The 12,569-nt window shown below is 62.4% G+C and carries 9 protein-coding genes and 1 tRNA gene; 6 read left to right on the top strand and 4 right to left on the bottom strand.

Annotated features, from left to right (window positions below; all coding sequences use genetic code 11):
* Positions 1–93 precede the first annotated feature (93 nt).
* Positions 94–2,046 (top strand): acetoacetate--CoA ligase, encoded by a 1,953-nt coding sequence (locus ACZ9EJ_RS15320; RefSeq protein ID WP_046640938.1) that lies wholly within the window; start codon positions 94–96, stop codon positions 2,044–2,046.
* 311 nt (positions 2,047–2,357) lie between these two features.
* On the opposite strand, the gene ACZ9EJ_RS15315 is transcribed toward ACZ9EJ_RS15320, so the two are convergent.
* Positions 2,358–6,260 carry an ATP-binding protein gene (locus ACZ9EJ_RS15315; RefSeq protein ID WP_046640939.1) on the bottom strand — a complete coding sequence of 1,301 codons (3,903 nt, stop codon included), beginning with the start codon at positions 6,258–6,260 and terminating at the stop codon, positions 2,358–2,360.
* 238 nt (positions 6,261–6,498) lie between these two features.
* Between ACZ9EJ_RS15315 and ACZ9EJ_RS15310 the strand changes: the two genes are divergently transcribed.
* Positions 6,499–6,945 carry a phasin gene (locus tag ACZ9EJ_RS15310; protein WP_046628305.1) on the top strand — a complete coding sequence of 149 codons (447 nt, stop codon included), beginning with the start codon at positions 6,499–6,501 and terminating at the stop codon, positions 6,943–6,945.
* A 126-nt stretch (positions 6,946–7,071) separates the two neighbouring features.
* Positions 7,072–7,148: transfer RNA gene (locus tag ACZ9EJ_RS15305), tRNA-His, on the top strand.
* Between the two features lie 164 nt (positions 7,149–7,312).
* Here the strand turns inward: ACZ9EJ_RS15305 and ACZ9EJ_RS15300 are convergent.
* Both ACZ9EJ_RS15300 and ACZ9EJ_RS15295 read right to left on the bottom strand, forming a co-directional pair.
* The gene (locus ACZ9EJ_RS15300) at positions 7,313–7,957 is read right to left on the bottom strand and encodes an NrsF family protein (protein ID WP_046640940.1); all 645 of its coding nucleotides are present in this window, start codon (positions 7,955–7,957) and stop codon (positions 7,313–7,315) included.
* On the bottom strand, positions 7,954–8,502 hold the full coding sequence (locus ACZ9EJ_RS15295; protein ID WP_046628309.1) for a sigma-70 family RNA polymerase sigma factor: 549 nt from the start codon (positions 8,500–8,502) through the stop codon (positions 7,954–7,956). The genes ACZ9EJ_RS15300 and ACZ9EJ_RS15295 overlap by 4 nt, the downstream gene beginning before the upstream one ends.
* Positions 8,503–8,687: 185 nt before the next feature.
* On the opposite strand from ACZ9EJ_RS15295, the gene ACZ9EJ_RS15290 reads away from it, so the two are divergent.
* The 3 genes from ACZ9EJ_RS15290 (at position 8,688) to ACZ9EJ_RS15280 (ending at position 10,662) form a co-directional block, all read left to right on the top strand.
* Positions 8,688–8,951 carry a pentapeptide MXKDX repeat protein gene (locus tag ACZ9EJ_RS15290; protein WP_046640941.1) on the top strand — a complete coding sequence of 88 codons (264 nt, stop codon included), beginning with the start codon at positions 8,688–8,690 and terminating at the stop codon, positions 8,949–8,951.
* Between the two features lie 95 nt (positions 8,952–9,046).
* Positions 9,047–9,889 (top strand): cytochrome b/b6 domain-containing protein, encoded by an 843-nt coding sequence (locus ACZ9EJ_RS15285; protein ID WP_046640942.1) that lies wholly within the window; start codon positions 9,047–9,049, stop codon positions 9,887–9,889.
* Entirely contained in the window at positions 9,886–10,662 is a 777-nt protein-coding gene (locus tag ACZ9EJ_RS15280) for a molybdopterin-binding protein (protein ID WP_046640943.1), read from the top strand. The genes ACZ9EJ_RS15285 and ACZ9EJ_RS15280 overlap by 4 nt, the downstream gene beginning before the upstream one ends.
* 6 nt (positions 10,663–10,668) lie before the next feature.
* Here ACZ9EJ_RS15280 and ACZ9EJ_RS15275 read toward each other — a convergent pair whose 3' ends face one another.
* Positions 10,669–12,555: a sensor histidine kinase gene (locus tag ACZ9EJ_RS15275; protein ID WP_255742861.1), complete on the bottom strand. Its 1,887-nt coding sequence runs from the start codon at positions 12,553–12,555 to the stop codon at positions 10,669–10,671.
* Between the last annotated feature and the right edge of the window lie 14 nt (positions 12,556–12,569).

Here is a 12,569-nt window from a genome sequence, read left to right as displayed (position 1 = left end):
TCCGGCCTTGAGGCCCGGGCGCGGATGGAGATAGGACGGGACCCTGGTTTCCGATATCGGGGCAGGGTTTTCCCGGGGGGTGGAGGAATGGGAATGGGCAACGAACAGCCGCTGTGGAGTCCTTCGAAGGAAGCGCAGCAGAAAACCCCGCTTTATCATTTCATCGGCTGGTGCGCGGAGCGCCATGGCAAAAGCTTTCCCGACTACGATGCATTCTACGCATGGTCGATCGTCGAGCGCGCCGAATTCTGGTCGGCGGTCTGGGATTTCTGCGGCGTCAAGGGCGAGCGCGGCGAACGCGCGCTGATCAACGGCGAAGACATGCTCGCCGCCCGCTTTTTCCCCGATGCGACACTGAATTTTGCGGAAAACCTCCTCGCGGAAACGGGCGCCGGTGACGCGCTGATCTTCCGCGGCGAGGACAAGGTGAGCTATCGCTGGTCCTGGGACAAGCTCCGCTCCGAGGTTTCACGCCTGCAGCAGGCCTTCCGAGCGCTCGGTATCCAAAAGGGCGACCGCGTCGCCGCGATGATGCCGAACATGCCGGAGACAGTTGCCTGCATGCTGGCCGCCGCCTCGATCGGCGCCATCTGGTCCTCCTGCTCCCCCGATTTCGGCGAGCAGGGTGTGCTCGATCGTTTCGGCCAGATCGGCCCGAAACTGTTCATCACCTGCGACGGTTACTGGTATAACGGCAAGCTTCAGGATGTCTCCGCCAAGGTGAAGACAGTCTCGGAGGTCCTGAAGACGCCGGTTTTGGTGGTGCCCTATGCGGGGGACGCTCCCGCGCTCACCGCATCGCTTGCCGATGGCCGCACCCTTGCCGATTTCATGGCGCCCTACGAAGCGAAGACCGTCGAGTTCGAGCCTTTGCCGTTCGCGCATCCGCTCTACATTCTCTTCTCGTCCGGCACGACCGGCGTGCCGAAATGCATCGTCCATTCGGCCGGCGGCACGTTGCTGCAGCACCTCAAGGAACATCGTTTCCATTGCAGCCTCGAACCCGGCGAAAAGCTGTTCTATTTCACCACCTGCGGCTGGATGATGTGGAACTGGCTGATCTCGGGCCTCGCGGTCGGCGCCACGCTCTGCCTGTTCGACGGGTCGCCCTTCGCGCCGGACGGCAATGTCCTGTTCGATTATGCGCAAGCCGAGCAGTTCGCGGTCTTCGGCACCTCGGCGAAATATATCGACGCAGTCCGAAAGGGCGGCATCGTCCCGAAGGAAAGCCACGATCTCTCGGCGCTGCGGCTGATGACATCGACAGGGTCGCCGCTGTCGCCGGAGGGCTTCTCCTTCGTCTATGAAGGCATCAAGAGCGACGTGCATCTTGCTTCGATCTCCGGCGGTACGGACATCGTCTCCTGTTTCGTGCTCGGCAACCCGCTCAAGGCGGTCTGGCGCGGCGAGATCCAGGGCCCCGGCCTGGGTTTGGCCGTCGATGTCTGGAACGACGACGGCAAGCCGGTACGCGGCGAAAAGGGCGAGCTTGTCTGCTCGAAGGCGTTTCCGTCGATGCCGATCATGTTCTGGAACGATCCCGAAGGGCAGAAATACCGCGCCGCCTATTTCGAGCGTTTCGACAATGTCTGGTGTCACGGTGATTTCGCCGAATGGACCGAACATGACGGCATCGTCATCCATGGCCGTTCCGACGCCACGCTCAATCCCGGCGGCGTGCGGATCGGCACCGCGGAGATCTACAATCAGGTGGAGCAGATGGAGGAGGTCGCGGAAGCCATATGCATCGGCCAGGACTGGGACGACGACGTCCGCGTCATCCTCTTCGTGCGCCTCGCGGGCGGCCTGACACTGACCGAAGATCTTACCAAGGCGATCAAGGCCCGCATCCGCACCGGCGCTTCGCCGCGCCATGTGCCGGCAAAGGTCATCCAGGTCGCGGATATCCCGCGCACCAAGTCCGGCAAGATCGTCGAACTGGCGGTCCGCGACGTCGTGCATGGCCGGGCCGTCAAGAACAAGGAAGCGCTTGCCAATCCGGAAGCGCTGGATCTGTTCGACGGTCTTGTCGAGTTGAAAAGCTGAATCGCGGCTATCCCTAATGCGGGAGATGTATCGATACGGCACATCTCCCGCATAAATTCCGGAAATGGGACGCTGTTAACGCGCCATTAAGCCGCTTTGATCAAAAGTGGAGCAACATGGTTTCGTCTCGTGTATGAAATACGCCTAGCCGCGAGCTTTCATAGACATGACGTCTCCACCGACCCTCGTTGGACAGCATTAAACTTCAAAGGCAGCTTCGGCTGCCTTTCTTTTTTTGGTCTGGGATAACCCCCAAGGGCTTTCCAAGCGCTGCCGCATGCGGATGCGAAGACAAGGCGCAATTTTCAGGATCAGTTCGCCAGTACCCGCGGCGAGGGGAAGGTGATTTCCACCAGCGTGCCTTCGTTCGGGGCAGACGTGATCGCGAAGGCCGCGCGGTTTGCATCGACCATCGCCTTGGTCAACGGCAGGCCGAGGCCAGTGCCGTCGCCGCGCTTGCGGGAGGCGCTCGCAACCTGCCGGAACGGCTTCATGGCAAGCTCCAGTTCCGAGCGGGTCATGCCGATGCCGGTATCGCGGATGCGAAGTACCACGTTTCCATTGGTCTCGTAGGCGGTGGACACCACGATCTGACCGCCGGAGGGCGTGAAGCGGATGGCGTTCGACAGGATGTTCAGCACGATCTGCTTGATCGAGCGCGGATCGGCGACCACCTGCGGCACGGCATGCGAGAGGGCCGTGCGGATGATCACCCGCTGGCCGTTTGCCTGCGGCTGCACCAGCGAGACGGCTTCCGACACCGCCTCGTTCAGGCCGACGGCGACGAAATCGAGCTCCATCTCGCCCGCCTCGATCTTGGAAATGTCGAGGAGGTCGTTGACGATATCGAGCACATGCCGGCCGGAGCGGCTGATGTCATTGGCATATTCCACGTAACGCGCATGGCCGATCTGGCCGAAACGTTCGCTCGCCATCATGTCGGCAAAGCCGATGATCGCGTTGAGCGGTGTGCGGATTTCGTGGCTCACATGGGCGAGGAACTCGCTCTTGTGGGCATTTGCCGTTTCGGCAGCACGCTTGGCGGTGCGCAGTTCGTCCTCGGTGCGCTTCCACTGGGTGATGTCGCGGATGACCGCGCAATAGCCGTTCGAGGAGGTCAGTTTGCCGATCGTCATGAACAGCGGCAGAAAGCCGCCGGAAGCTTCGCGGCCGATGACTTCGCGGCCGTCGTTGAGAACGCTCGCCACGCCATGGCCCGCAAGCCCGGCGAGATAGTCGAGGATCGCCCGCTGGCTCTCGTGGGCGAACAGGGTGACGAAAGGTTTGCCATTGATCTCTTCATTGTCGTAGTTGAAGAGCGCGCTCGCCGCCCTGTTCAGGGAGCGGATGTCGCCATCCGCGCCGATGATCACCACGCCGTCGGTGGCCGTTTCGAGGATCGCGCGCAGTTCGGTTACCTCGACCTGCAGCTTGGCGAGCTGGTCGGCGGCGCGGGGCGCGCGCAGCGGGATGACTGCCGCCGCTCCGCCATCCTCGGTGGGACCCTGGGTCTCGGCCACGACCGGCATCAGCGCCAGCATGAGAACAGTCGAATTGTCCCAGCGAACGGATTGCAGGCGCGCCGTCACCGGCACCAGCACATCGTCGGCACGCACCACGACCATGCCGCCGGCTTCCGTTGTCTTACCTTCGAGATCCTGTCGCTGCAGCAGCGCATCGAGACCGCCGACTTCCGCCAGTTCGTCGATCGAGGCATAGCCGGTCAGTCGCAGGAATTCGGGATTGCCATAGATCAAGACGTCGCCGCTGTGGACGAGAAGCGCCACCGGCATCTGGTCGACGATCTCCGCGGAAAGGCCGATACGTTCGCGAACCGGTATCATCTTGCTCAAAAGCTCGCGGTCTGAAAGTTCCGGATGCGGGTCGTCCAGAGCATTCACAGCGGCTTCGGTCTCTTCCGTGGGCTCGATCGGCCGGTCGGCAAAAGCCTCGTTCGCGTCTTCGGCGAAGGCGATCGCCTCTTCCTCGGAAATCTCTTCCGAAGCGGGGGCGACTGGTTCCTCGTGCATTGCCTGATGCTCGAGCTCAGCCGGCTCTATCGCGCTGGACTCCTTGTATTCGGCAGCAGGTACCTCCGCCTCGGTCGGGGTCTCCGGCGTCTTTTCCTCGTTGCGGCGGCCGACGAAGTTGTCGAGCTGGCGGGCGATTTCGCGGAAAGCAGCCTGTTCGACCGGGGTCAGCCCGTCGCGGCGGTTGGAACGGCGCTCCTCCAGCTGGATGACCTTGTCGGAATGGCGGCGGCCGGCATTGTCGACGATCCGCAGTGCCGGGCGTTCGCCGGCCGGCCAGTCGAGCAGCGAAGGGATCTGCCGCCCCGACTTGGACGGCTGCGGCGCGTCCTCGGGAGCCGGCTCCGGCAGCAGGTCTTCGGATGGCGCCGCATCGGCGGATATGTCTTCGGCGACGGCCGGCTGTTCGGCATCCTCCGCGACTTCAGGCTCTTCGGCCTCTGAAACCTCGGCGGCCGGTTCGTCATACGTGGAGCTTACGGCGATGGCATCCTCGGTGGACGCGATCTCAGCTTCGGGTTCTTCCGCCTCGACGATTTCGGCGGGCGCGCCCTCTGCTTCGTCCTGCGAAACGGGCTGGCTGTCTTCCGCCACCAGTTCGGGTGCATCGAGCGGCTTTTCGCCGGTTTCGAAACCATTCTCAGCTTCCGGTTCGACTACATCCTCGGGCACTGCCCGGGTCAGGGTCAGGCCGACGGCATTCGGATCCTCGGCGGCATCGCCGATGCGCACGATGCCGAAGCCGCGAAAACCATCAAACTCGCGGGTGCGGGTATAGGTCGGCAGCGCGGCGAGATCGACTGGCACCATCAGCGACGTGCCCTCGATCGGCCACCAGATCGTCTTGCCGGACCAGGTGTCGCGCTTTTGGAGCAGCTCGGTGATCTTGCCCTCGGGATCGAGATGGAAGAGGGCGGCGAGATCCGTAAACGCCATGCCGTTGATATCGGCGGCATGTGGGCCGACGGCGTCGGCAAATTCGCTCGAAACTTCCCTGAATCGGCCTTCCGCATCGATCTTCCAGACGAAGCGGGTGGCGCGCCCGTCGCCGCGGAAGACGAAGCCGGCCGGTTCCGGCGCGGCAGCTTCGGCGGCTGCGGGCTCGACTGCAGGGGCAGCCACGGCTGTCTCCTGCTGTGCAGCCGGTGTTTCCTCGATCGCGGTTGGCGAAACCATTTCCTCGACCGTCTCGATCGCGTCCTCAGAGGAACGGGCATCGACGTCCGCGGCCGACACGGCATTTTCAGGTGTAACTTCTTCAGTCGGCTCCTCGAAGGCAGCCGATTGAACCGGCGCGATATCTCCGACGGCTTCAAGCGAAATTTCTTCTTCCGGCTCTTCCGTATCCTCGATTTCGGACACGGCGGCGATCACCTCGGCAAAACCGTCGACCGGCTGGGCCTCGTCCGTGAGGTCCTCGATCTGGTCGGTCGCAGCGGATTCCACGGTTTCCTCGCCGCTCTCGGCGAGAGCCGGTGCCGCGTCGCGGGGTTCGTAGCTGTTGGCGACGGCGGCGCGGCCCTGTTCCGTCTCGACCGTGAACAGGAGATGCAGGGCCGGTTCGTTGGAAAGCTTGCCGATTGCAGCTGGCAGGTAGCCCTTGGAGGTCGGGATCGGTCGCTTGACGAGGCGGCTCGGATCGGCGCCGGCCATGGTCGCCATCATCTTGGCCGTCTGCGCGGAAACGCCAAGCCCCGCGAACTCGGCCGAGGCGGCAAGCACCTCGCCGTTTTCGTCGATCACCGCCATATGCGTATCGGGGTCGTCGAAGCCTTCGATCATCCTCGCCGCGGAGGCCGAAGGCGCAAGCCTGCCCCGTTCCACCGGCGCGCTGAACAGCACGGCCGTTTCGCCCTGGACCTGGACAAGCTCGCAGATCGCCTGCACGGGAATGCGCTGGAAACCGGAAGGGACACGGATCGTCAGGTTGCGGATGTCGCCGACTTCGCCGAGCTGGCGCGCAGCCGCTTCGATCTGGCGGAAGGCGATATCGACGCGGTTGGGACCCTGGTCGAGGAAATCGTAGATGGAGCCGAAACCGAAGAGATCGGCGCCGCGTCCGTTCGCCCAGAGGGGGCTTTGCATGTCCGGGGAAAACAGCACGATCGCTTCGCCCGCCGCAAAACGATCGCGGACGCGCTCGTGCACGGCAATGTCGATGAACGGGTATTGAACTGCGGACATAGGCAAAACCTACAGGGCGTTTGTGACCGGATTTCTACGTAGTTTAACGGATTGTTAATAACCTTCCCCTGCCTTCGGGTCGAGAGCGGCGCCGTCCAAACCTCCGATAGGGTTAATTCCGGGACTCATTTTATTGTGCAGCGCACAATGATGTTGCAATGCACAACGGGATGGTCTATATAAGAGGCATGACATCTTCGGTTCTGCCGAAGAAATCGCCAACGAGGACCTGAAAACGATGGCTTACAAGAACGACGATATCTTTTCCTTCTCCGCTTTCGATCCGTCCAAGATGACCGAAGGCTTCCGCGACTTCGCCGAAAAGGGTGCCACCCAGTCTCGCGAAGCCTATGCTAAGATGAAATCCGCTGCCGAGGAAGCCACCAAGACGGTGGAATCCACAATGCAGACCGCTCAGTCCGGTTCTGTCGAGCTCGGCCTCAAGGCGATCGACGCTCTGCGCACCAATGCCGAGATCTCGCTGGCCCATATGGAAAAGCTGCTCGGCGTGAAGTCCTTTGCCGAACTGATCGAGCTGCAGACCGGTTTCATCCGCAAGCAGGCTGAAATCACGGTTGAGCAGGCCAAGTCCATGCAGGACACCGCCCGCAAGATCGTCGAAGACGTGACGAAGCCGGGCAAGGAAGCCGCTGAAAAGGTCATGACGACCTTCAAGGCTGCTTAATTCCTGGAGCTTGATTTTGAGGAGAAGGCCGGAGCATGCTCCGGCCTCTTCTATTTGCGGGAAAGGACTTGCAAAAAAAGTCCGATCGCCGTATGTGACCCCCCAACGGCGCCCAAGGGCGCTTGTGCGGTTGTAGCTCAGTTGGTTAGAGCGCAGGTTTGTGGCACCTGAGGTCGGAGGTTCGAGACCCCCCAACCGTACCATTTTTCCCAAATCAAGAGTTTGTCGGGACGGATGGCACTCCGAGTGTCTAGGCACCCGTGCATCGTGGAATCGACCAGGTCTGCCGCTGAATTACGCACCCTGAATTTTCGCGAACGGATCGGCTGCCCGATAAATTATCGAGCCGGGGCTTCTTTCCGCCAGCTCACCAGCGCAGCAGCCGGGGTCCCAGAAGCGAGCCGAGAATTCCTGTCAGCAGGATGCCGAGCGAATACCAGACGAGCACGAAAGGCATGCCGTTCTCGGTGCAGAACCAGGAATAGACCCAGGCGCCGGCAGCGCCGGCGGCGATGCCGGCGATGAAGCCCGTGAGCCTCAGGTCTGTCGGCGCGCCGCGGCGCAGCACCCACATGTTCCCTGCAAACACCGGAAGCGCGAAGAGGAAGATCAGCAGAGGGCAATGCGGCGCCGACGATCCGATGATCAAGGTGCGGTAGGTCTCGGCCGGCGACATCATCAGCTGGCTGACGGCAACCACGGTCATGATCGCGACGATCGCCGCGGCGAACGGGAAGAACCGCCCCCTGGAACCGTCGGGCCGCGCCAGTTGATAGGCGGCGAGGAAGGCGGCGGTCGCCAGCAGCGCGTTATAGGCGGACTTGATCCAGAACACCGGCAACATCAGGGCTTCCGCCATGTCTATGCGCAAGCCGAGGATCGCCAGCATCAGCACCAGCGACACGGCGAGCGCCGGCAGGGCGCCGGCCGCGAAGCGCCGAGCCAGCGCATGGCGTGGCACCGGCTTCAAATCCCCCACCAGGGCGTCGACGATGTCGTCCGTCTTTCTCACTTTCCGCCTCGCAATTTCTCCGCCAGTGCCTTGAGCCCTCTATGAATGCCGACCTTGACGGCCGATTCCGATTGGCCGGTCCGGCTCGCCGTGTCCGCCACGGATTGCCCTTCGAGCTTCACCTGTCGGATCAATTCCCGCTGTTTCGCCGGCAGGCCGTCCAGGAGCCGTTCGACATCCATCCGCGCCGTCAGGCTTTCCTCGTTGTAGTCGCTCTCGAAATCGTCGCCGAGTTCCGTTTCCGCCATCATCCGGCCGCCGCGGCCGCGATGGTGGTCGATCAGCTTGTAGCGGGCGATCGAGAAGAACCATGCAGTAAACGGCCGCTCGCGATCGTAGGTTTCGCGGCGCGAATGCAGCGCCAGCAACGTCTCCTGAACGAGGTCTTCCATGTCCGCTTTCGTCGCAGCAGCCATTCGGCGGCTGTAATATCCGACAAGCAGGACGCGCACCGCGTTGAGCAAACGCCGATAGGCGGCCTCGTCCCCATCAAGAGACAGAAGCATCAGGGCCTTCAGGGCTTCTTCCGAATGGGTGCTCGTCATGCTGTTCAATGATTATTCGGAAAAGCACGTAAACGGTTACATCCGGAACGGAAAATATCCCGGATGCAACCGGCCTATCACATAACCGTGAGGCTGTAACGACTTTCTGGCCGGGTCGAATTGATGGTTGTGAGCCCTCGGCAGGCAGCCGGCGGACACATCGATTGATCCCAGGAGGGCATCCCATGACCAAGCTTCTTTCCAGCCTCGCAGCCTGCACCCTTGTTGTCGGACTTTCGCTTGCCGGCGCGGCGAACGCCCAGAGCAGCATGAACTCCGACGCGATGAAGAAGGACTCCATGAAGACCGACGCCATGAAGCAGGATTCCATGAAGAAGGACCAGATGGCGACCGGCAGCACCAAGACCGACTGCATGCACAAGGCCGGCATGGAAAAGGACGCGATGAAAAAGTCCGACATGATGAAGACCTGCGACGCGATGAAGTAACGCCATGAAATGACCCTGCCGCGGCCGCTGAAACTTTCTGTATGGCGGCCGCGTCTATCTGCCGGAGCCCGCTTCCCGCATTCGGAGGAAACACCATGGCCACGATCGACGCCGGCGCTGCGACCGGCCGGACGGTCATCTACCGCCACAGCCTGCTGGTGCGCTTGTCGCACTGGGTGAATGTGCTCTGCATGACCGTGCTGCTGTTCAGCGGCCTGCAGATATTCAATGCGCATCCGGCGCTCTATTGGGGCCAATATGGCGCGGACAACGATCCCTCGTTCATTTCCACGGAGGCGGTCGAGGATGGCGGCAAGGCGAAGGGCCTCACGCATGTCGGGTCGCTCACCTTCGACACGACCGGATTCCTCGGCGTATCCGACGTGGACGGCGAGGCGACCGCGCGAGGGTTCCCCGAATGGCTGACGATCCCGAGCTATCAGGACCTCGCAAGCGGCCGGCGATGGCATTTCTTCTTTGCCTGGCTGTTCGTCATCAACGGCTTCATCTATCTCGCCTATGGGGTGTTGAGCCGCCATTTCCGCCGCGATCTTCTGCCGGCCCGGGATGAACTGACGCCCGCCCATATCGGCCACGAAATCGTCAATCACGCCCGGCTGCGGTTTGCGAAAGGGCCTGAAGCGCGGCATTACAACACGCTGCAGAAACTCAGCTATGTCGCGGTGATCGTCCTGCTCCTGCCGCTGATGATCCTCACGGGGCTCACCATGTCGCCCGGCTTCAATGCCGTGGCACCCTGGCTGCTCGATGTTTTCGGCGGCCGCCAATCGGCCCGCACGATCCATTTCCTGACCGCGTTTTCGCTGGTCGCCTTCGTGGTGGTCCACGTCGCGATGGTGATCCTCTCGGGCGTCTTCAACAATCTGCGTTCGATGATCACCGGCTATTACGCGATCGAACAGGAGGACAAAAAATGAGCCGCATCCTCACCCGCCGCCGTTTCCTGATCGGCGCGACCATGACGGCCTCGGCGCTCGGCTTGAGCGGCTGCGACGCGCTTGTCGAAAGCGACCGGACGAAATCGGTGCTCAGGATCGCCGAGGGGCTTTCGATGAAAACCCAGCGTTTCCTGCTCGGCGACAACGCTCTGGCGCGCGAGTTCACGGAGGCGGATCTGTCGCCGGTCTTCCGCGCCAACGGTACCAGCATGCCGGACAATCCCCAATATCTCGACTGGATGAACCGGCAGTTCTCGACGTGGAAACTGGAAATCGGCGGCCTGGTCGAAAAGCCGATGCAGCTGACGCTTGCCGACCTGAAGGCGCTGCCGGCCCGCACCCAGATCACCCGGCACGACTGCGTCGAAGGCTGGAGCGCCATCGGCAAATGGACCGGCGTGCCGCTGGGCGCTCTGCTCAAGACGGTCGGCCTGAAGCCGGAAGCCCGCTATATCGTCTTCCATTGCGCCGACGAATACGAGAAGTCGCTCGACGGCAGCGGCTGGTACTACGAGAGCGTCGATCTGGTCGATGCCTTCCATCCGCAGACCATTCTCGCCCACACGATGAACGGCCGGGATCTCGAAGTCGCGCATGGCGCGCCGCTGCGGCTGCGTGTCGAGCGCCAGCTCGGCTACAAGCAGGCGAAATATCTGACCCGCATCGAGGCGGTGGCCGATCTCGGTCGCCTTTATGGCGGCAACGGCGGTTTCTGGGAGGATCGCGGCTACGAATGGTATGCCGGCATCTGAAGAGACTTAGGTTCTCGCCTGTAGCGGAGCAACTCTCGGAAGCCGGATGATGAATCGGGTGCCGCTGGCCTCGCCGGCGGGCGGGCTCTCGACGGCGATCGATCCGCCGAGAACTTCGGTGACGATCTGGTGGACGATATGCAGCCCGAGGCCCGTGCCGCCGCTGTGACGGGCCGTGGAAAAGAAGGGTTCGAATATCTTCTGGATGTCCGTCTCGTTGATCCCGCGGCCATCGTCGGTGAACTCGATAAGGACCTGATCTGCCAATGTCCGGACATCGATCGTGATCATGCCGGGTTTGCCCGCATCGAAGGCATGCAGCAGCGAATTGTTGAGGAGGTTCGACAAGACCTGGGCAAACGGCCCCGGATAGGTCGTGATCGCCAGATCATTGGGCACGTTCAGCGTCAGGCCGATGCCGGTACTGGTGTCCCATCTGCGCAGCCGCGGATCGGCATCGGGCATGAAGGCGGCGAGATCGATGTCCCGCCGCTCCAATGTGGCGCGGTCGACTGCAACCTGTTTGAAACGCTGAACCAGCGCAGTGCAGCGGTGGATGGCATCGCGCACCAGATCGAGGCTGGTATCGCTGTCTGCGATATAGAGGTCGAGGTCCGAGCGGCGCAGCCCCGCTGCGATCCTTTCCTTGAAAAGCCTGAGATCCCTGGCAACCTTGCTGAGCACGAGTGCCGCACTTCCAAGCGGCGTGTTCATCTCGTGGGCGACGCCGGCAACCATCAGGCCCAGCGACGACAGCCGTTCGGCTCGTGCAAGTTCCCGTTGGGTCACGTTCAGTTTTTCATTGGTCTCGCGCAGCGTCTTGTTCGTGTCCTCCATTTGCCGTGCCCATTCCGCCTCGGCCTCCATGCCGTTGGCCAGGCGGCCGGTTACCGCAAGCGCCACCACGGCAAGGATTGTCGCCACCATGCCGAGAATGAGTTTCCCCGTTGTTTCCTGGTCGTTGATCACGCTCGCCGAGTCGCGGGCGAGCAGATAGAGGTCGGCATCCGCGGCACGCCGTTCCACGACCTCCCCGGTTGTCAGCAGGCCCGTGCCGGGCTGGAAGCGGCGGTAGTTCCAATCTCCGTCCCCGCTGCCGAAAAGCCCTCTGTCCCCCTTGTTGATCGCCCGCAGCATCTCCGCCTCAGCGGCGCCGGGCGCTCGGGCCCCGAGCTGCCAGCCCCAGTTCGCAGCCGCATCTGGCCCTTGGACCCAGTATCCGGCCTGGTTCATCAGATGGAGTTCGACGCTCCTGTCGAGCCGTTTCAGGCGTTCGAGCAATCGCGTGGCGCGGTAGTTGATGACGATGATGCCCTGTCTGACGCCGTTGCTGAAAACGGGGCTTGCAACGCGCAATGTCGGCAGATGGGGGACCTCGACCACGCCGTTTTCGACATTGAGGTCGAGGGCGGAAAAATACAGGCCGTTCAGCGGCAGCTGAATTGCATCGCGAAAATAGGGCCTGTCCGCCTTGTTCTGCAACTGCTCCCTGCTCACGACCACCGGTTCTGCGCCGCCGCGACGGTTGACGCGCAGCCGTTCATGACCGTCCGTATCCAGCCAGCGTACCTGATCGTAATCCGGTGAGCTGGCGGCGAAGCTCTGGAAGATCTCAACGCTTACCGGAGCAGGCCGAGTTGTCGGCTCGCCGAAGCGCGATTGCAGATCGGCCAGAAACAGGGCGTCGCGGCCCAGTCGGTCCAAGGCCCGGCTGAGGATGTCATAACCTTGCGACAGGGTCTCCTCCCTGTTGCGGATCTGAGGTTCCCGCGCGTTCGCGCCGATCTGATACCAGAGCAATGGAACGCCGATGCCAAGCCCGACGGCCCAGGGTACCACGAAGATGGCAAGCCGCTTGCGGTGGCGATAAATGGCCCGGACGGAGGAAAGCATGCGGTGTGCAGACG

This window comes from Neorhizobium sp. USDA 3394 (assembly GCF_056280385.1).
This window is presented reverse-complemented; position numbering and strand designations above follow the sequence as displayed.

Excerpts from the sequence above, each read along its gene's own strand:
- ACZ9EJ_RS15320 (WP_046640938.1), top strand. The coding sequence starts at position 94 with ATGGGCAACGAACAGCCGCTGTGGAGTCCTTCGAAGGAAGCGCAGCAG.
- ACZ9EJ_RS15315 (WP_046640939.1), bottom strand. The coding sequence starts at position 6,260 with ATGTCCGCAGTTCAATACCCGTTCATCGACATTGCCGTGCACGAGCGC.
- ACZ9EJ_RS15310 (WP_046628305.1), top strand. The coding sequence starts at position 6,499 with ATGGCTTACAAGAACGACGATATCTTTTCCTTCTCCGCTTTCGATCCG.
- ACZ9EJ_RS15295 (WP_046628309.1), bottom strand. The coding sequence starts at position 8,502 with ATGACGAGCACCCATTCGGAAGAAGCCCTGAAGGCCCTGATGCTTCTG.
- ACZ9EJ_RS15290 (WP_046640941.1), top strand. The coding sequence starts at position 8,688 with ATGACCAAGCTTCTTTCCAGCCTCGCAGCCTGCACCCTTGTTGTCGGA.
- ACZ9EJ_RS15285 (WP_046640942.1), top strand. The coding sequence starts at position 9,047 with ATGGCCACGATCGACGCCGGCGCTGCGACCGGCCGGACGGTCATCTAC.
- ACZ9EJ_RS15280 (WP_046640943.1), top strand. The coding sequence starts at position 9,886 with ATGAGCCGCATCCTCACCCGCCGCCGTTTCCTGATCGGCGCGACCATG.
- ACZ9EJ_RS15275 (WP_255742861.1), bottom strand. The coding sequence starts at position 12,555 with ATGCTTTCCTCCGTCCGGGCCATTTATCGCCACCGCAAGCGGCTTGCC.